Source organism: Chryseobacterium potabilaquae (assembly GCF_902728265.1).
GTDB classification, from domain to species: domain Bacteria; phylum Bacteroidota; class Bacteroidia; order Flavobacteriales; family Weeksellaceae; genus Chryseobacterium; species Chryseobacterium potabilaquae.
In genome coordinates this window covers 39,457-60,393 of record NZ_CACVBR010000019.1, presented here as the reverse complement: position 1 = coordinate 60,393, position 20,937 = coordinate 39,457, and the positions used below count along the sequence as shown (strand labels likewise).

Annotated in this window: 15 protein-coding genes; 13 read left to right on the top strand and 2 right to left on the bottom strand. The window is 33.2% G+C overall.

All coding sequences use genetic code 11. From position 1 onward, the window contains the following. The first annotated feature begins 65 nt into the window (after nucleotides 1-65). The 11 genes from CHRY9293_RS11185 (at nucleotide 66) to CHRY9293_RS11135 (ending at nucleotide 11,289) form a co-directional block, all read left to right on the top strand. Nucleotides 66-575, top strand: coding sequence for an NADH-quinone oxidoreductase subunit NuoE family protein (locus tag CHRY9293_RS11185; RefSeq protein ID WP_122546191.1), 510 nt, complete (start codon nucleotides 66-68; stop codon nucleotides 573-575). A 12-nt stretch (nucleotides 576-587) separates the two neighbouring features. Next, nucleotides 588-1,946 (top strand): NADH-quinone oxidoreductase subunit NuoF, encoded by a 1,359-nt coding sequence (gene nuoF / locus CHRY9293_RS11180; RefSeq protein WP_162033058.1) that lies wholly within the window; start codon nucleotides 588-590, stop codon nucleotides 1,944-1,946. Nucleotide 1,947: 1 nt separating this feature from the next. After that, a complete protein-coding gene (locus CHRY9293_RS11175; protein ID WP_162033057.1) occupies nucleotides 1,948-2,829 on the top strand; it encodes a hypothetical protein in 882 nt (293 codons plus the stop codon). Between the two features lie 46 nt (nucleotides 2,830-2,875). Then, nucleotides 2,876-3,874 carry a 2Fe-2S iron-sulfur cluster-binding protein gene (locus tag CHRY9293_RS11170; protein WP_162033056.1) on the top strand — a complete coding sequence of 333 codons (999 nt, stop codon included), beginning with the start codon at nucleotides 2,876-2,878 and terminating at the stop codon, nucleotides 3,872-3,874. A gap of 81 nt (nucleotides 3,875-3,955) precedes the next feature. Then, nucleotides 3,956-5,017, top strand: a complete 1,062-nt coding sequence (gene nuoH / locus CHRY9293_RS11165; protein ID WP_162033055.1) for an NADH-quinone oxidoreductase subunit NuoH — start codon at nucleotides 3,956-3,958, stop codon at nucleotides 5,015-5,017. Between the two features lie 74 nt (nucleotides 5,018-5,091). After that, nucleotides 5,092-5,646 carry a NuoI/complex I 23 kDa subunit family protein gene (locus CHRY9293_RS11160; RefSeq protein WP_122546186.1) on the top strand — a complete coding sequence of 185 codons (555 nt, stop codon included), beginning with the start codon at nucleotides 5,092-5,094 and terminating at the stop codon, nucleotides 5,644-5,646. Next, nucleotides 5,646-6,143, top strand: coding sequence for an NADH-quinone oxidoreductase subunit J family protein (locus tag CHRY9293_RS11155; protein ID WP_122546185.1), 498 nt, complete (start codon nucleotides 5,646-5,648; stop codon nucleotides 6,141-6,143). The genes CHRY9293_RS11160 and CHRY9293_RS11155 overlap by 1 nt, the downstream gene beginning before the upstream one ends. 6 nt (nucleotides 6,144-6,149) lie before the next feature. After that, on the top strand, nucleotides 6,150-6,479 hold the full coding sequence (gene nuoK / locus CHRY9293_RS11150) for an NADH-quinone oxidoreductase subunit NuoK (protein ID WP_122546184.1): 330 nt from the start codon (nucleotides 6,150-6,152) through the stop codon (nucleotides 6,477-6,479). A gap of 3 nt (nucleotides 6,480-6,482) precedes the next feature. Continuing rightward, complete coding sequence (gene nuoL / locus CHRY9293_RS11145) at nucleotides 6,483-8,396, top strand: NADH-quinone oxidoreductase subunit L (protein WP_162033054.1); 1,914 nt, start codon at nucleotides 6,483-6,485, stop codon at nucleotides 8,394-8,396. A gap of 3 nt (nucleotides 8,397-8,399) precedes the next feature. Then, the gene (locus tag CHRY9293_RS11140) at nucleotides 8,400-9,893 is read left to right on the top strand and encodes a complex I subunit 4 family protein (RefSeq protein ID WP_162033053.1); all 1,494 of its coding nucleotides are present in this window, start codon (nucleotides 8,400-8,402) and stop codon (nucleotides 9,891-9,893) included. 16 nt (nucleotides 9,894-9,909) lie between these two features. Further along, nucleotides 9,910-11,289 carry an NADH-quinone oxidoreductase subunit N gene (locus CHRY9293_RS11135; RefSeq protein WP_162033052.1) on the top strand — a complete coding sequence of 460 codons (1,380 nt, stop codon included), beginning with the start codon at nucleotides 9,910-9,912 and terminating at the stop codon, nucleotides 11,287-11,289. A 259-nt stretch (nucleotides 11,290-11,548) separates the two neighbouring features. Here CHRY9293_RS11135 and CHRY9293_RS11130 read toward each other — a convergent pair whose 3' ends face one another. Continuing rightward, the gene (locus CHRY9293_RS11130; RefSeq protein ID WP_162033051.1) at nucleotides 11,549-13,222 is read right to left on the bottom strand and encodes an LVIVD repeat-containing protein; all 1,674 of its coding nucleotides are present in this window, start codon (nucleotides 13,220-13,222) and stop codon (nucleotides 11,549-11,551) included. 392 nt (nucleotides 13,223-13,614) lie between these two features. Here CHRY9293_RS11130 and CHRY9293_RS11125 point away from each other — a divergent pair, with 392 nt between their 5' ends. After that, on the top strand, nucleotides 13,615-15,918 hold the full coding sequence (locus tag CHRY9293_RS11125; protein ID WP_162033050.1) for a GAF domain-containing protein: 2,304 nt from the start codon (nucleotides 13,615-13,617) through the stop codon (nucleotides 15,916-15,918). Between the two features lie 71 nt (nucleotides 15,919-15,989). Here the strand turns inward: CHRY9293_RS11125 and CHRY9293_RS11120 are convergent, their stop codons facing one another. Next, nucleotides 15,990-17,147 carry a Pycsar system effector family protein gene (locus CHRY9293_RS11120; protein WP_162033049.1) on the bottom strand — a complete coding sequence of 386 codons (1,158 nt, stop codon included), beginning with the start codon at nucleotides 17,145-17,147 and terminating at the stop codon, nucleotides 15,990-15,992. Between the two features lie 25 nt (nucleotides 17,148-17,172). Here CHRY9293_RS11120 and CHRY9293_RS11115 point away from each other — a divergent pair, with 25 nt between their 5' ends. Continuing rightward, nucleotides 17,173-20,883, top strand: a complete 3,711-nt coding sequence (locus tag CHRY9293_RS11115; RefSeq protein ID WP_162033048.1) for a metallophosphoesterase — start codon at nucleotides 17,173-17,175, stop codon at nucleotides 20,881-20,883. The last annotated feature ends 54 nt before the right edge of the window (nucleotides 20,884-20,937 follow it).

Genomic DNA, 20,937 nt, shown 5'->3' with positions numbered 1-20,937 from the left:
TTTGCTTTATATATAAATTTAAAATCTGATGTTCAGAAATCTGACATCTGAAATCTTAGATAAAGATGAGCGAAACAATTGCTTTTAAACCTGAAAGTTTAGCACAGGTACATAAAATTATCGCGAGATATCCCGAAGGAAGACAAAAATCAGCTCTTCTTCCTGTTCTTCATTTAGCACAAAAGGAGTTTGGAGGTTGGCTGGATGTTCCTGTCATGGATTATGTTGCCGGATTATTAAGTATTAAACCAATTGAAGTATATGAAGTAGCTACTTTTTATACCATGTTCAATATGAAACCAGTTGGTAAATATGTTTTGGAGGTTTGCAGAACAGGGCCTTGTATGGTTTGTGGAAGCGAAAAAATCCTTAACCATATCAGAACTAAACTGAATATTAAGGATGGGGAAACTACTGAAGACGGGATGTTTACACTAAAACCAGCTGAATGTCTTGGAGCCTGTGGTTATGCTCCAATGATGCAGTTAGGGAAATTTTTTCATGAAAATTTAACGATAGAAAAAGTAGATGAAATTCTTGATCTTTGTAGACAAGGGCAAGTTGCTTTGGATTAATTAAAATATAGGATGAGTAAAAAACTTTTACTTAAAGATGCACATATAGAAGGTATTCGCTACTTTGAAACTTACCGTAAGCAAGGTGGGTATGGAGCGGCAGAAAAAGCCTTGAAAATGACTCCAGACGAAATTCTAGAAGAAGTTAAAGCTTCTGGGCTTCGTGGACGTGGTGGAGCTGGTTTTCCAACAGGAATGAAATGGAGTTTTTTAGCAAAACCGGAAGGTGTTCCAAGACACTTAGTGGTAAATGCTGATGAGTCTGAACCTGGAACTTTTAAAGACCGATATTTAATGGAGTTTCTTCCTCATTTATTGATTGAAGGAATGTTAATCTCCTCTTATTGTTTAGGTTCTAATACATCTTATATATATATCCGTGGGGAATATTCATGGATTCCGGATATTTTAGAAGAGGCCATTGAAGAAGCGAAGGCAGCTGGGTTTTTAGGTAAAAATATTTTAGGAACTGGGTTTGATTTGGAAATTTATGTTCAAAGAGGTGGTGGAGCTTATATCTGCGGGGAAGAAACAGCATTGCTGGAATCTCTGGAAGGTAAAAGAGGAAATCCAAGATTAAAACCTCCCTTTCCTGCTGTAAAAGGGCTTTGGGAAAGACCAACAGTAGTAAATAACGTGGAATCAATCGCTGCTATTGTTCCCATCATGGATATTACAGGTGCTGAATATGCTAAAATTGGAGTAGGAAGATCAACCGGTACAAAATTAATATCAGCTTGTGGAAATATTAATAAGCCTGGAGTTTACGAAATTGATATGACCATCACTGTGGAAGAGTTCATTTACTCTGAAGAATATTGTGGAGGTATTCCAAACGGAAAAAAATTAAAAGCTTGTATTCCCGGTGGTAGCTCAGTACCTATTGTACCTGCTAATTTATTATTAAAGACCATCAACGGGGAACCAAGATATATGAATTATGAATCCTTAGCAGATGGAGGTTTTGCAACCGGAACTATGATGGGTTCTGGAGGCTTTATTGTTTTAGACGAAGACCAATGTATTGTGGAACATACCATGACATTAGCAAGATTTTATAATCATGAAAGTTGCGGACAATGCACACCTTGTCGTGAAGGAACTGGGTGGATGTATAAAATATTGAAAAAAATTGAAAACGGACAAGGTAAAATAGAAGACATAGATCTTCTTTGGGATATCCAAAGAAAGATTGAAGGAAATACGATTTGTCCGTTAGGAGATGCAGCAGCTTGGCCTGTTGCAGCTGCAATACGCCATTTCAGAGATGAGTTTGAGTGGCATATCAAAAACCCTGAATTGTCCCAAACACAAAACTACGGATTGGCAAATTATGCAGATCCAATCCCTTCTGTTGAAAAAAACACTTAGAATGAAAAAAATATTGATGATCAGCTTAATGATATCAGAATTTGCATTTGGACAAGTCAAAAAAGATACATTAGACAAAGAGTACAAATTAGAGGTAACTCCTTATAAAGCTGAAAAGAAAGAAAAACCTTATCCTTTGAGTAAAAAAGGTCAAACTTTTGTCTTTTTTGGATGGAACCGAGGAGCATACAGTAATTCTGATATTCATTTTACTGGAAACGGTTATGATTTTCAATTGAATAATGTATCTGCTAGAGATAGACCTACAAAATTTGGGATTGTTTATTTTGATCCTGCTTGGTTTACCGTAACGCAGTATAATTTTAGAGTAGGATATTTTATTAAAGATAATTTGGCTCTTGTTTTAGGAATAGACCATATGAAGTATGTTATGAAACAAAACCAAACTGTTGATTTTTCAGGATATATTTCTGATCCAAAATATGCGGCAATGGTACATAATGGTCAAGTTAATTTATCTGATGAACAGTTTCTTACTTTCGAACATACAGATGGGCTAAACTATGAAAATTTAGGCCTTGAAAAATATAAAAATCTTATTCACAAAAAGAATATAGATTTAGTTTGGTCCTATGGAGCCGGACTTGGCGTAATGTTTCCGAAAAGTAATATCAAACTTTTTGGAAATGAAAGGAGCGACCGTTTTCACGTTGCTGGTATGGGAACAGATGTAAGATCAAGTCTTAATTTAGTTTTTTGGAAAAACTGGATGATAAGAGCAGAAGCAAAAGCCGGATACATCAATATGTGGGATATTAAGACTACATTAAATAATAAACCGGACAAAGCTCGTCAAGATTTTGTTTTCGGAGAAATCTTTGCAGGCATCGGATATACATTTAATACAAAGAAGTATAATTAAAATATAGCTTAAAAGCTTTTAACAGCATAAGCGAAAAGCATAGAATATGAGCGAAGAGGTAAAAAAATTCAAAATAACGATAGACGGACAAACTACTGAAGTTTTGCCGGGAACTTCTATTTTGGAAGCAGCAAGACAAATTGGTGGAAAATCTGTACCTCCTGCAATGTGCTATTACAGCAAATTGGAAACCAGTGGAGGGAGATGCAGAACTTGTTTAGTAGAAGTATCCAAAGGATCTGAAGCTGATCCTCGTCCTATGCCAAAATTAGTTGCAAGTTGCAGAACAAATGTAATGGACGGAATGGAAGTAAAGAACCTTACTTCTGAAAAAGCTCAGGAAGGGAGAAAGGCTGTTACTGAATTTTTATTAGTAAATCATCCTTTAGATTGTCCTATTTGTGATCAAGCAGGAGAATGCCATCTTCAAGATTTGGGATATGAACATGGGGTTGAAAATACAAGAACCGAATTTGAGAGAAACACTTATGAGGCAGATGATCTTGGTCCAAATATTAAATTGAATATGAACCGCTGTATTCTGTGTGCAAGATGTGTACTTACAGCTAATCAACTTACAGATACCAGAGAACATGGAATTCTTTTCAGAGGAGATCACGCTGAAATTTCTACTTATCTAAATAAAGCGTTAGATAATGACTTCATAGGAAATGTCATTGATGTATGCCCTGTAGGTGCATTAACAGATAGAACTGCTCGATTCGCAAGTAGAGTGTGGTTTACCAAGCCTATGAATGCTTCTTGTACGTGTGACAAATGTTCTGGAAAAGCTGTTGTTTGGATGAAAGGTGATGAAATTGTAAGAATTACAGCTAGAAAGGATCAATGGGGAGAAGTTGAAGAGTTTATTTGTGATACTTGTCGTTTTGATAGAAAGGAATTGAAAGACTGGAATATCGAAGGTCCTAGACATATTGATAGACATTCTGTCATTTCATTAAATCATTACGAAAAGCCAAAAGATGAACTAAGAGTTTTAGATAATCCTATGGCAAAAGAAATCAGCGAAAAAGACGAACAATAATATTAATTTAAAGACATCAGATTTCAGACATCAGACAAAGGTTTCACCTGACTTCTTATATCTAATATCTATAAAAATAAAATGGATTTAATTACATTTAAACTTATACTTGTATTAGCACTTTTCTTGTTATCATTAACAATAGCTGCCTACTCTACTTGGGCAGAAAGAAAAGTTGCTGCTGTTATGCAAGATAGAATTGGACCAAACAGAGCCGGACCATTCGCACTACTACAACCGCTTGCCGATGGTGGAAAATTTTTCTTTAAAGAAGATTTTACTCCTGCTAATGCAGAAAAATTTTTATTCATCTTGGGTCCTGCATTGGTAATGTTTATTTCACTCATTACAGGAGCAGTTATTCCTTGGGGTAAAAGTTTAAATATTGATGGAACGTCTTTCGACCTTCAAGTGGCTAATATTGACGTAGGTGTACTTTACATCATCGGAATGGCTTCAATTGGAGTATATGGAATTATGATTGGAGGTTGGGCATCCAATAACAAATATTCATTAATAGGAGCAATCCGTGCTTCTTCTCAAATGATTTCTTATGAATTAGCTATGGGATTAGCGCTGCTTTCTATTATTATGATGACAGGAAGTTTAGATTTAAAAGAGATTTCTGAAAGTCAAGCTGGAGGAAAAATTTGGGGGCTTTTTGCCATTGATGGTATGAATTGGAATATTCTTTACCAACCCATCGCATTTCTTGTTTTCTTTGTGGCTGCATTAGCGGAAACTAATAGACACCCGTTTGATCTACCTGAATGTGAATCTGAATTAGTTACTGGATATTCCACAGAATATTCTTCTATGAAACTAGGTTTATATATGTTTGGAGAATATGTGAATATGTTTATTTCAAACGCTTTCATGGTAGTCCTTTTCTTTGGAGGATATAATTATCCAGGAATTGAATGGGTAAATCAAAATTGGGGAGAAAATGCGGCCGGCATTTTGAGTATTGTAGCATTTTTAACAAAAACTATCATCGGAATCCTTATCTTTATGTGGATTAGATGGACATTACCAAGATTCAGATATGACCAATTGATGCACTTAGGATGGAAAACATTGATTCCTATGGCATTAGTAAACTTGCTAGTGACAGGTGCTGTAATATTAGCATTTGGAAATTAAATTAAATATAAAATTAAGATAACAGACAAGATTAGTCTAAAATCTCATGTCTAACATCTAATATCTATAACTAAATGAAACTTACGAATAGATCAAAAGTTGTTTCTAATAAAGAAATGACCCTTTCTGAAAAAATCTACTTACCCGCGATTTTTACAGGAATGGGGATTACATTCAAGCATGCTGTAAGAAATATTGTAAAAGGTCCACCTACCTATTCTTATCCAGAGGTACAAAAGCCAAGAACTACAATATGGAGAGGGCAGCATGTCCTGAAAAGAGACGAAGAAGGAAGAGAAAGATGTACAGCTTGTGGACTTTGTGCAGTGGCATGTCCTGCTGAAGCCATTACAATGACTGCTTCGGAAAGAACAAAAGAAGAAAAGCATCTTTACAGAGAAGAAAAATATGCATCAGTGTATGAAATCAATATGCTTAGATGTATTTTTTGTGGTATGTGTGAGGAAGCGTGTCCTAAATCGGCGATTTATCTTACCGATAGATTAGTAGATGTAGAAACAAATAGAGGCTCTTTTATCTATGGTAAAGATAAATTAGTAGAAAAAATAAATGAAAGGATTGATATCACAACAAGACAGTCCGAGAAACAAAAAAATGCGGTAAAATAATGGATCAGTTTTTATTTTTCTTGGTGGCTTTTTTAGCAATAGCAAGTGCTGTTTATTTTGTATTTGCAAGAAATCCTTTATATGCTATTTTGTCATTAATTGTTACGATGTTTTCAATTGCAGGAATGTACGTTCTTTTGAACGCTCAATTTTTAGCAATCATTCAAATTATTGTCTATGCAGGAGCCATCATGGTATTATTTCTTTATATTCTGATGATGCTTAACCTTAATAAAGAAGACGAAAGTAGGAAGAACAATACTTTAAAATTTGTTGGAGTTTTTACAGCAGGTCTACTTTTAGTAGGTATTTTAGGTATTTTTAGAGGAGTTCAGGAAAACCATATCGTTGTTGAAAACGTAGACAGAGGGGTTGGTCTTACAAAAAATCTGGGTAGACTTTTATTTAATGAATATGTTTTACCATTTGAACTTGCATCCATACTTATTTTAGCAGGTATTGTAGGTGCTGTATTAATCGGTAAAAAAGATCTATAAAAAATTATGGGAGAAGTAAATACATTTATACAAAGCGTTCCTTTAGAATACTTCGTAATTCTTTCTTCAGTATTATTCTGTTTGGGAGTATTAGGAGTATTATTGAGAAAAAATGCTATTGTAATTTTGGGCTGTGTAGAACTCATGCTGAACTCTGTAAACCTACTTTTGGCTGCTTTTTCGGCATATAAAGGAAATGGTGACGGACAGCTTTTGGTTTTCTTCATTATGGTGGTTGCTGCAGCAGAAGTAGCAGTAGGTCTGGCAATTATTGCTATGCTATATAGAAATACCCGTTCTGTAGACGTAAGTATATTTAATAAATTAAGAGGATAAAGAATGGAAAATTTAGTGTATGCAATAGTACTTTTACCACTTATAGGTTTTCTTATTAACGGTTTATTCGGAAAAAATCTTCCAAAAATTTTGGTAGGTTCATTGGCAACTTCTGTAGTTTTTGGTTCTTTCTGTATTGCAGTAAGTCTTTTCATAAATTTCAATTCTGAAAGCCAACCTGTCATTGTAAAAGCCTTTGAATGGTTTAGAGTAAATGGCATCCAGATTAATTTTGGATTCCAAATTGATCAGTTATCATTAATGATGATAATGATCATTACAGGTATTGGTTCTCTGATCCACCTCTACTCCATTGGATATATGAGCCACGATAAAGGCTTTTATAAATTTTTCACTTATTTGAACCTATTCATCTTCTCCATGCTACTTTTGGTAATGGGAAGTAATTATCTTATCTTATTTATTGGATGGGAAGGTGTAGGTCTTTGTTCTTATTTATTAATTGGTTTTTGGTATACTAATGAAGAATATGGTAAAGCAGCAAGAAAAGCTTTCATCATGAATAGAATTGGTGATCTTGCCTTGTTGATAGGTATCTTTATGATTGCTTCTCAAACAAATGCTGTTGATTATCTTTCTGTAGCACACAACGCTTCAAAATTTGAATTAGACGGAACAGTAATTATATTTATTACAGCGAGTTTGTTTATTGGTGCAACCGGTAAATCCGCTCAGGTTCCTTTATATACATGGTTACCGGATGCAATGGCCGGTCCAACTCCTGTTTCAGCATTGATTCATGCTGCTACGATGGTAACCGCAGGTATTTATTTAGTAGTGAGATCAAATTTCTTATTTACTTTAGCCCCTACTGTTCAAGGAGGAATTTTATTTATCGGATTCTTAACTGCTGCGTTAGCAGGATTCTATGCTCTTCGTCAAAATGACATCAAAAAAGTATTAGCATATTCTACAGTTTCTCAACTTGGTTTTATGTTCATTGCTTTAGGATTAGGAGCTTATACAACAGCTATGTTTCATGTAATGACGCATGCATTCTTTAAGGCTTTATTATTCTTAGGAGCAGGTTCTGTAATTCATGCAATGAGCAACGAACAAGATATGCGCTTTATGGGAGGGCTAAAAAAATACATTCCTATTACTCATGCTACTTTCCTTATTGGAACTCTAGCCATTTCGGGGTTTCCATTACTTTCAGGGATGATTTCCAAAGATGAAATTTTGGTAGCAGCATTCGCTAAAAATCCTATTTATTGGGTTATTTTATTTGTTTTAGCAGCAATGACTGCAACTTATATGTTCAGATTATACTATTTGACTTTTCATGGGGAATTTCGAGGTACGGAGGAACAAAAACATCATTTACATGAGAGTCCTTCAAATATGACTTTACCCTTGATCATATTGGCTATTTTTTCCGTAATTGGAGGTTTTATTAATCTTCCTCATTTTATTGGTCATGGTCACTATGCGAAATTAATGGAGTGGCTAAAGCCTGTTCTTACTGAGGAAAGCTTTAAACAAATGGAGACCACTTTATCCGGTGTCCCATTTGGTACTGAAATGATACTTTTAGCAGCCACTGTTATCATGTTCTTCGGTGTTTGGTTTATTGTTAAAAACACGTATGTAAATAAGAAAAAACAAGCACTTCCAGAGGAACAATATACAGGATGGGAAAAACTTTCTGCTAAGAAATTATATATTGACGAACTTTACAATGCTTTGATTGTAAAAACTGTTGAAGGATTAGGACGCGGAGGAAAGATGTTTGATAAAGGAGTTTTGGATCGTTTTGTAGACTTTGTGGGTGATGGAGCTGAAGATAGTGGGAAAGCAATGAAACGTGTTCAAAATGGTAATGTAGAAAATTACATTCTTATCATGTCGTTAGCTGTGGGAATTATATTAATTGTTAACTTTTTATTACAATAGATAATGTCTTGTTTGTTATTAACATTATTACTATTACCTCTAGTAGGTTCGGGATTAGTTTTTGCATGGAAGAGTCATTCCAGCAAATATTTGGCGTTAGGAATTGCATTGATACAGATGCTTCTTACATTCTATGTACTTTCGGATTTTGATTTTACTCCGACAGTAGATAGTGTATTACAGCACGAAATCAATTATCCATGGTCACAATTTATGAAGAGTTCACTTCATTTTGGTATAGACGGAATGAGTATGCTGCTTTTATTGTTGACCAATATTTTGATGCCAATCATCATTTTATCTTCTTTCAATGAAAATATAAACTATAGAAATACTTTTTATGGCTTGATATTGTTGATGCAGTTTGGACTTGTAGGAGTCTTCACTTCACTGGACGGTTTATTATTCTATATTTTCTGGGAAGTAACTTTGATTCCTATTTGGTTTATCGCCGGACTTTGGGGACAAGAAAATAAAAGATTTGAATTCACTACTAAATTTTTTGTCTATACATTTGTAGGATCATTATTTATGTTAGCTGGATTGATTTATGTCTATAACCATTCAGCTTCATTCTCTTTAACAGATTTATATAATGCACAATTAAACGAGACACAGCAAACCATCGTATTCTGGTTTATTTTCTTTGCGTTTGCCGTAAAGCTTCCAGTATTCCCTTTTCATACTTGGCAACCTGATACTTATACCTATTCTCCTACTCAAGGATCTATGCTATTATCAGGTATCATGCTTAAAATGGCAATATATGGTGTAATACGTTATCTATTAGCAATTACTCCGATACCCATTGCGGGAATCTCTGGACAAATTGTAATCATACTGGCAATTGTTGGTATTGTACACGGCGCATTGATCGCCATTATACAAACTGATATGAAAAGAATCATTGCCTATTCTTCTTTCTCTCATGTTGGATTGATGGTTGCCGGGATATTCTCTTCTGCAGTAATTACATTAAGAGGAAACTTAAATATTGAGGGTGGTGAAGGAGCTTTAGTACAAACATTTGCCCATGGTATTAATGTAGTCGGTTTATTCTACTGTTGTGATATCTTATACAAACGATTTAAGTCGAGAGATATAAGACAAATGGGAGGTCTTGCAAAAGTAGCTCCAAAATTTGCTGTATTATTTCTCATTATTTTATTAGGATCTATGGGTGTTCCATTAACAAATGGTTTTGTAGGAGAATTCATATTATTAAAGTCTGTATATGATTTTAATGGTACTGCTGCTGTGATTGCTGGACTAACGGTAATTCTTTGTGCGGTATATCTATTAAGATTCTATGGGAAAGCAATGTTTGGACAGGGCGACGAAGCCGTATTAAGTACCGTAAAAGATTTATCCGGAGTAGAATTTTCTGTATTGGCAAGTTTAGCGATTTTCGTAATTGTATTAGGTATTTTACCACAACCGATAATCGAAATGGTGAATAGTTCGTTAAAGTTTATCTACCAATCAATGGTAAATTAATTTGATATTTTAAGAAATGAGTGTTTTAATTATTGTTTTCCTAACGGCAGTTATTGCGTTATTTTCAGGAGTTTTTGAACATGGAAAATTCGCAAGATACATTGGGATTTTGGGATTAATCATTGCATTATATGTAAGTTTCATGCCAGAATGTACATTCTTTGAACAGTACAGACATATGTATGACTACAGTGCAAATACTGCATTATTTACTAAAATATCAATCCTAACAACCATATTATTATTCTTGTTAGGGGGCTTTGCTTTCAGTAATCACCGAAGCCATCAATCTGAGTTATATGCATTAATGCTATTTGCTCTTTGTGGAGGAATTACACTTTTCGGATTCCAAAATATGGTTACATTATTCTTAGGTGTTGAAATTCTTTCCATTCCTTTATATGTAATGGCAGGAGCTAATAAAACAGATTTAAGATCCAATGAAGCTTCAATAAAATATTTTTTAATGGGTGCATTTGCGACAGGTTTTTTACTCTTCGGTATCGCATTTATTTATGGCAGTGTTGGAAGTTTCGATTTATATAAAATACATGATTTTGGAATCGCAAACTCTACTAATGTAATGTTTATACTAGGAGTTTTACTTATTCTTTGTGCCTTAGCATTTAAAGTAGCTTTAGCTCCTTTTCATATGTGGAGTCCTGATGTTTATTATGGTTCTCCATCATTAATAACAGCTTTTATGGCTAGTGTGGTAAAAATATCGGGCTTTTTTGCGTTATTCAGATTAATGACAATAGGGTTTGCAGGAGTTACTCATGAATGGATTAATGTATTAGGCGTATTTTTAATTATAACATTGCTTCTTGCCAATGTTATGGGGCTTGCCCAAACCAATGTAAAAAGAATGTTGGCTTACTCTTCCGTATCTCATGCAGGATATATAGGATTGGTATTCTTTGGAGTAACAAGTCTTTCTACTTATAATTTAGCATTTTATTTATTTGCTTACTCTTTATCCACTATAGGTGTTTTTATGTGCTTAATCTGGGTAGAAAAGTTAAAAAGAGAAACTTCATTTGCGGCATTTAAAGGATTGGCAAAAACCGAGCCTATACTCGCTACAGCTGCTGCAATTTCTCTCCTTTCTATGGCTGGGGTTCCTTTAACAGCAGGTTTCATGGGTAAATTTGCTTTATTTTCTCAAGCAATGAATGGAGCTGCTTTCTTGGTTTTAATAGCAGTTTTAGGTTCTGCTATTTCCATTGCATATTATTTAAGACTCATTATTGCTATGTTTTTCTTTAAAGAGAGTTCATTCAAGTCTTCAGAAAAAGTTACTCTTACCTTTAATATGGTTGCCCTATTTATTATTGCAACAATTATTATTTTAGGAGTTTTTCCTGATTTATTTGCAAAATTATCTACGTTATAAAACGTTTATACAATAATAATATACAAAGCACAGCATTTTGTTGTGCTTTTCTTTTATCCGTTATTTTATCATTTCTGAACACACCCTTTACGTAGTAGATCAAAGGTAAACTTTGGAAACGACAGGTTAAAATCCATATCTTATTTCAGAAGATGACGTGGTATATCTAATAAGTATTATATCAAAAAAAATAGTGCAAATAATCATATCTGCACTATTAACTTTATTTATTTGTTAATTCTTTGGAATCTATAGGATACTAAAGTTTATGATTAACATCTGTATAAGTACCCGTAATTGTAGAAGTTCCATTTTTGGTTACAGTTCCATTAATTGTAATGGTTGAAGTAGTTCCTACAAATTCGATTTTAGAACCCTGATTTATGGTTAGGTTTCCAAGAATTGTTACATTCCCTTCTATTTTCCAATTGGCATTACTATTCAATGTCATATGTCCATAAGTAGTAAGGTTTCCTTTAAGATTTAATAGGGAACCACTATTGATATTCAAAGAATTCCAAGGATTACTTTGGCTACCTTGAAAGAATTGTCCATACATATTAAATGTAGCGTTACTATTTATATTCACTCCTTGTGAAGCAGTAAGAGCACCACACCAAGTAAGTGTTTGATTAACATTTATCCCCTGAAGACTTTTTGTTCCTGAATACGCTAAAGTTTGTCCTGAGTTTACATTCAGCCATTCGCTTCCATTATAAACAGGATAACCGGAACAATCTATCGCTCCGCTTTGAGGAGCCACTGTTTTAATGATTTTCAATCCTCCGGCACCCGTAGCTACAAAAATATATTCTCCTTTACTAAGTACATAATTGGAAGATCCAGTTAAGTCCAACGAACCCAAAAGTGTAAGTGTATTATTGGTAGGCGCATAAACATATATTCCCGCTCCACCGTTAGCTACAAATACACGATTACTGTTTACAGATACGGCATTACTTACAATATCAGAAGGATCCACACCAGGAACAGATGTAGGTACTGCAAGGGTTTGAAGTTTTGCCCCTGTAGATAAATTGTAAACACCTACTCCAGCATATCCTTCAGATACTAATAATTTAGTGTCAAGAAAGTCAAGGGTTCTTTTTGCTTCTGCAACATCAGTTGATGTAGCAAAAGAAGTTAGTAGGCTAAGCCCATTAGCATCATATATTTTTACTCCCTCTGTTCCACTTAGAACTACAATTTTATTGTTATTATATCCTAAAGCTCTCAAATCATTGATAGGAATAGACATTTCAACTTGTTGACTGGTTTTATTCAACTGAGCCAATACCCCAGTTGCTCCTGTAACCGCATAATATTTAGAACTGCTTGAAGTAACATCTGTTCCTACTTTACCCGTTAAAACAGTCTCTTGTAATGAATTACTCAACATTCCTCCACTCAGTGTCATGCTTCCTACAAAAGCAGGAGTGGGAGCACCAGAATCATCCACATTATGTGCTCCTGCAATATATAATTTTCCGCTGTCATAACGTACAGAGCTTACATCAGTATTTGGAAGTATCGCTTGCATTACAAGTTGCGGTGCATTAGGATTAGTAACATCTAAAACCTCAACTGCTCCTAAATAAGTTTCTCCTTCTGTATTATAGGAAACATAAGCATAATTTCCTTCCAGTGCCACATGAGTAGCACGAAGTGTTTTTCCATTATAGACAGGGGGCGCTACCTCTGCCACTAATACAAGGGGAAAATCACCTGCATTTGTATCTTTAACGGTAGAACCAGGTATCATATCTAAAACTCCGGAATTGTTGTAGCTAATTCGCATACTCAATGCTTTAGCATCAGAATTAAGGATAATGCCTTTATCTTGTTCGTTTGGCACCTCGCTATCATTATCACTTCTACAGGAAACGACCGTTAAAACAGAAAATGCTGCTAAATAAGATACTAATTTTCTCATACGTAAATAGGTTTTAAAATGTTTATATCACACATTATAATATTTTGTAAATAAAAATTACCTTATCGATAAAGGAAATTTTAAATTAATAATATAAATAATATTGATAAAAATAATAAAAATAATACAATTATCACAACTAAGTGTTTTAATTTATTCTAAAAACACGCATTAATGAACATTATTTTTTCTTTTACATTTCCTTCTATAATGAGAAACATAGTATTTAAATTATTAATCATAAGAATAGATTAAAGCCAGTTTTTACATCCTCTTTACAAAACAATAATTCTAATTTTATTAAGATAAGCTAAGTATATAGCTTGAGCTAAGGTTACGACTATCATTTCATAACTTATGTTTTTTTCATAACTTAGCCCGAAATTGTAACAATGGCAGATCTTTACAAAAAAGATGCCCCATTTCAGGTTTATATATCATTCAAAAAATATTTGGATGTTCTTGAGCATATTCGTTATAATGATAGGTTGGAATATCGTGCTAATTATGCCCAATCTCTTATTGATAGAATTAAAAACTTTCAGGAACTAAAAGATGGATTTCAGGATGTTTCCCTGTTAGAAAAAAATGAAGATCTTATCAAATTATTACTCGCAGATCTCTTTCCAACAGGCTTAACGCATAATGAAATTAAAGCCGCAAGTATTCCTCTTTCCAACATTACATTCAACTATACGGAGAGGTTTAAAAATATTCTAAAAGATGCGGGACAAGATTTTGAAATAGAACTTAGAAATATTGACGATAACGAGTTCTATGTATTTTGTTGCTGTCTTATATTACAAAGCTATTTCAAAAAAGATATTAAAGCATCGCTTCCTTTTTATTATGATATTCCCAATAAACAGGGAATCATGAAGCATTATAAAATTACTGTAAACTCAGATTTCACAGAAATATTCCCTACAGAAAAAGCAAAAATTCCCTCAGAAGATATACTAGAAATGCTTCTAGAAAATCTTGATGATTTTACACTGTGGAAAAAATACTTTCCCTCACAATCTTGGATACTACAAGGTTTCACTATCATTTCTTTAGTCGATTGTACTTCTGAGGTGGCATTATCAGATCTTAAATCGAGTATGATTCAAATAGATCCGACGAACTTACATCCTGATGAAAATTTAAATGAAATATTTAAGTCATATTTTGATGTTTCAGAACTTAATTTTGGCTTGATGCTTTTTAATAGCAGAGATAAAAAGCTAGAAAAGCTTCCTATTTATAATAATGTTTTCACCCATTATATTTTAGACTTTTGGATCAATACTACTGATGATGAAATTCAGAAAATAGCATTCAATAACCTTAATTATAATTCTAAACCTATTGTCATATCCAATGTGGATCATTTGGATCAAGACGTTAAAAAACTTTCTTCATTCAATATCTTAAAAGATAACAATATCAATAGTTTTATGCTTATTCCCATCACAAAGGACAATGAATTGTTGGCCATTATGGAATTTACATCACCTATTGTCAATAGCTTTAATGGTTTGAAATTAAAAAAAATGGAATTTTTCATCGATATGATTCTATTCTCTCTCAATCGATTTAATTTTGAAAGAAATAATCAGATTGAAGCCATTATCCAGCGAGAGTACACAACCATTCATGAGAGTGTAGTTTGGAAATTCCGAAATGAAGCAGAAAAATATTTTAACGCATTTTTAGCAAAAAAAATGTACACTCTAAAACAAATTTCATTTAAAAACCTAACTCCTCTTTTCGGTTTTTCCGATATTCGTTCTTCATCTGAAAAACGTTTTATTTTAATGCGAGAAGATCTAAACCAACAACTAGACTCCCTCCATGATATATTTTCGTCTATTAATTCCGATTCAGAAAAGTATATATTAGCATTGGATATTTTTGAGAATGAACTCAACAATGAAATCAAAGCAGATACAGAACAACGACTTCAAAGATTCCTCCGAGAAGAAGTTCACCCCTATTTACAAGGGAAATTGGAAGTAAAAACAACAAGAGAAGTAAAAACAAAGATTAAAGATTATTTTTCACTCATCTTCCCTCAAAATGATTTATTCTATGCTAATAGAAAGAATCTTGATGACTCCATAACGTTAGTCAATAGAAAGCTTGCTGATGTACTCGATGAAAATCAAATCAAGGCACAACAAATTTTTCCTCATTATTATGAAAGATTTAAATCAGACGGGATTGAACATAATTTATTTATTGGATCTAGTATTTCTCCAGAGCTCCACTATACATCCAAGGATGTTCACAGACTAAGATACTGGCAACTGAAGGCAATCTGTAAAATGGAGATTGAATTCCGTAACTTTAAAAAAGATTTACCTATTTCTTCATTGGACATTGCTTCCCTCATTTTCGTATATAATGAAAAAGTAGATATTCGTTTCCGAATGGACGAAAAACGTTTTGATGTAGACGGCGCCTATAATTCTTATTATGAAATTATAAAAAAACGTTTAGATAAAGCCCATATAAAAGATTCTACCGAAAGAATTACCTGTCCGGGAAAAATTACCATCGTATATTTCGGAATGGAAAACCAAAAAGAATATTTAGAATACATTAATAAGCTACAGAAAAAAAACATTCTCCAACATGATATTGAGTTTTTAAAAGTCGAAGATTTGCAAGGAATTACCGGGCTATTAGCATTAAGAGTTTCTTTAGTTTAGAACTATATATATTGTAAAGTTCAATACTCTCAAACAAAATTATTTTCAGTTTATTTATTTCATTTTAAGATTTACAGCGTCAGGAATGCATATCCAAATGATAAAACAGATATGATTATCCCCGCCATAAAAATCTTATACGTAACTGATAATAATCTATATTTCCTATCTAAAACCTTTCCCAAATAATACAAATCTTTAACCATGGAGTCATAAATATAATCTCTATCTTTAATCATAGCATTCATAGCATTGTGAAAATCCTCAAACAGCATTCTATTAAAATTACCGAAAAATAAAAGATTTACTTTTCTATCCGCAACATCTTGAATACTGAATTTATTTTTAGTCACATTGGGTTTGGTGGACAAAATAGCAAAGATTATCGTTAAAACACTAGAAAGTAATAAAATAAAACTTGGAATAATTAAATGTGAATTTTTGGGTGTATCTAATTTTGGTACCAAAACAGAAAGACAAACCGAAATAATAATAGCATTTACAGAAAGTAAAATATTTGCTTTACTATCTGCGATATCACTTAGCCTTGTATGATTATTCAACGTTACTCTGAAAAGAGTATCTACGCTCCTATCCGGCCTCTCTTTTTTATTTTCAGATTTTTCTTTTTTATCCTCTTCTTTTTCTAGTTTCTTTTCAATCTTATTAATGTTCTTTTTCTTTAAAGGGTCCCAATTTTCTATCGCATAATCTGTATAATAATGATGCTTATTTTTTAGTATATCCAGATTTCCCTCATTCCATTCTTCATTAGAAAAACATTTAACATTAGTAAGTTCCCATTCTCTTCTCAATGCATCAGAAATGGTAGTATAATCATGGCTTGCAAAATGGCTACAATCTGCGTCTTTCACTATTTTTTCCAGCAGATTTCGTGGCTCGTAAGTAATCTTTGTGGCTAAAATGAGTTGCGCAACATCATTAATATACTCTTCATCATATTTTTCATTTTGAAGAAATACTTTCACGAGCTCTACCCCTTTTTCCTCATGATTTTGAGCACATTCAATATACCCTATATCATGAAACCATAAAGCCAACAAGACTTTTTCCTGATCCACTTGCGACACAGGAGTATATGCCATAATCTCTTCAGCTTTATTTACTGTATAAGTAGTATGTATAAAATTATGATAAAAGTATACCGAAGATAACTTATCTTTGAATAAGATTTCAACATAATTTTTAGCTTTGTGTAAAATACTCATTCCTGAATTTTTGTAATGTAAATTTATGAATTTATCCTTGAAAACTTCTTTTAAAAAAAAATCTGTTCCTTTCAGAATAATACTATCTGCAGTTCTGCTATATTCCTGTGCAACATATAACGTAAAAAAAGGAAAAAACTTATATGAAGTTAATGATATAAAATCAGAAAATAAATTTAAAATTTTCTTAGTTGGTGATGCAGGTAATGCGGATGAAATTCAAGCTCAGCATACATTGAAATTTCTAAAAAATAAGCTGGATTCTGCTGACTCGAATTCCATGCTAATTTTTCTAGGAGATAATATCTATCCTTTAGGAATGCCCAAAGATACTGATGAAGAATACCCGTTAGCAAAAAAGAAACTAGAAAATCAACTTATAATCACTCAAAATTTTAAAGGAAAAACGTTAATTATTCCCGGAAACCATGATTGGTATCATGGACTAGAGGGATTAAAAGCACAAGAAGATTTTGTAAAAAATTATTTCAATGACAAAAAAGCTTTTTTACCTAAAGGCTCCTGCCCTATTGATGATATTAATTTAACAAAAGACATTAAACTGATTGTTATTGATTCCGAATGGGCTTTGATCAATTGGAATCAATTTCCGGGTATTAATAAAAATTGTACGATCAAAACGCGGGAAGACTTTTTTACGGAGTTTAAAGACCTCATCAATAAAAACCAAGACAAAAGAATTATTGTTGCCCTTCACCATCCTGTCATCAGCACAGGTACTCATGCCGGATATAACTCTGTTAAATCCCATCTTTATCCTTTGAAAAGCAAATTTCCGGCTCCAGGATTTGCTAGCGCCCTTAATATCTTAAGAAGTTCATCAGGTGCAAGTATAGAAGATATAAACAATCAACACTATGCAGATCTCGCCAAAAGGTTGAAAAGTATAGTCCAAGATAAAGAAAATATTATTTTTGTCTCCGGTCATGATCATAACCTACAGTATCATGAGGATAGAAATATTAAACAAATAATCAGTGGAGCAGGGTCCAAAACAGATCCTTCCACTATTGCAGAACATACTGATTTTTCTTATGGAGGGAGTGGTTTTGCCATTTTAAATATGCGAAAAGACGAGAGTACAGATGTTGAATTTTTTTCCACAAAAAATAATCAATTCAAAAGACTTTCTCATATCCAAGTTATTGAAAAACCTAAGGAATTTATTAATCCCTATCCCAATTCTTTTCCAAAAACATTTTCATCTACTATCTATCCTAAAAAATTAACAGAAAAAGGTAAATTCTATAAATGGCTATGGGGAGAACATTACAGATACTACTATGGAATACCTATTGAGGCTCCTACAGCAAATCTGTCCGAATTAGACGGAGGATATATCCCTTTCAGAGAAGGCGGAGGCAATCAATCAAACAGCTTACGACTAAAGGCTCAGGATGGTCAGGAGTTTGTTATGAGAGGAGTAAAGAAAAGTGCTGTTCGTTTTCTTAATAATATGGCTTTTAAGAAAAGTACATTTGGAGATGAACTAAAAAATACTTTCCCTGAGAAATTTTTACTAGATTTTTACACAACAAATCATCCTTTCACTTCATTTTCAGTAGGAAATCTTGCTGATAAAATACATATTTTCCACAGTAATCCAAGATTATTTTATATCCCAAAACAATCTGCTTTGGGAGAATACAACGATAAATATGGTAATGAAATGTATATGATAGAGGAACGTTTCTCATCAGATTCTAAAACATTGAAAGCACTTGACAATGCACAAGACATTCTTTCTACCGATGATATCCTAAAAAACTTCACCAAAAACTATAAATACTCGATTGATAAAGAATCATATATCCGAGCCAGAATTTTTGATATGTTCATTGGAGATTGGGATAGACATTCGGATCAATGGAAATGGGCAGAATATCACCAAGGAGACAAAATAATATATAAACCTATTGCCAGAGATAGAGACCAGGCATTTAGCAAATATGATGGGGCTGCATTTAAAATTATTATGAACATCCCCGCTATTCGCCATATGAAAACATTCAAGGACGATATTAAAAATGTAAAATGGGTGAACATGGAACCTTATCCTCTGGACCTTGTATTTTTAAAAGGTTCTGAAGAAAAAGACTGGATTGAGCAAGCAAAATTCATTCAAGAACATATTAGTGATCAAGATATTGAAAATGCCTTCAAAAATTTGCCTAAAGAAGTTCAAGATGAAACTCTAGCTGATATTAAAAGAAAACTAAAATCTAGAAGACTAAAATTACAAGATTATGCCACTAGATATTATGATGTTCTCCAAGAAAAAGTTCCATTAGCAGGGACCACCAATCCGGATCAATTCACTATCACAAAAACAGGTAATTCAGTGAATGTGAAACAATATAAATTAGGTAAAAATAAAGAAAATCCTGAGCTTGTATTTGAAAAGACCTATTATGACACCAAAACAAAAGAACTTTGGATTTATGGGTTGGAAGATGATGATCTATATGAAGTTTTGGGAGATGGAAAGCCGAAAATAAACATTCGATTAATTGGAGGATATGATCATGATGTATACAATGTGAAGAATGGAAGTAAAGTGAAAATTTATGATTTTAAATCTCAAAAAAATACCTATAACGCTCCTTCCGCTACCAAGAATATTTCAGATGATTACAATATAAACACCTACAATTATAAACATCCAAAATATAATTATTTTGCAGGTTATCCTAATATCGATTATAATCCCGATGATGGCTTAATCCTTGGTTTCTTAGCCAACTACACCGTCAATAATTTTATTAGGGATCCTTATTCCCAAAAGCACAGTCTAAAAGGTAATTTCTATAGTGCTACTGCAGGGTTCAATCTCATATATAAAGGTATTTTTAAAAAAGCAATATGGGGATTAGATTTCAACATAGATGCCGCTTATACCACCCCAAGATTCTCAGAAAACTTTTTTGGTTTGTCTAATGAAAGTCAATATTACAAGGAAGGAACACAAAGAAGATATAATAGAGCCCGAATTTCAAAATTTAGCTTTGCTCCTTCCATTTCAAAGAAAAGCTGGATGAATTTACAACATCAATTTCAACTCAGTTTCGAAAAGAATAAGGTTCAGAGAAAAGACAATCGTTTTGTGGATATATCTCCCGATGTAAGACCTGAAGTTTTTACTAATCAACAGTTTGCGGGAGCTAACTATACATTCAGCTATAAAAATCTAGATAATGTTGCTTTTCCAACTCTTGGTATGGAATTTATGGTTAATGCCGACTGGAAAGCCAATCTTTCAAATTTTAATAAAAATTTCTTGACACTCAGTGGAGCCCTCACTATAGATCATAGATTAGACAAAAGAGGGAATTTTGTATTGGCCAATTCTAGTAATGCCATGTGGATTAGCAATACCAATTTTGAGTTTTATCAAGCGGCGAGCATTGGAGGTAATAATGGGATGAGGGCTTTTAGAAATGAAAGATTCTCCGGAAGATCTTATTTTACCAACAATTCTGAAATACGTTGGGATTTTGGAAGAGTGAGAAATAACATCGTACCGGCCAATATGGGAATTTTACTCGGTTACGATGTAGGTCGTGTATGGAATAATAATGAGAACTCTAGAAAATGGCATCAATCTGTAGGAGTCGGATTCTGGATGAGTATCGTTGAAATGTTTTCTGCAAGATTAAACTATTTCCAAGGTACAGATGGGGGTAGAATTTCGGCCGGTGTTGGAATGACTTTTTAATTACATACAAAATCCGAAGAATGTTCTTCGGATTTATGTTTTCAATAACATAAA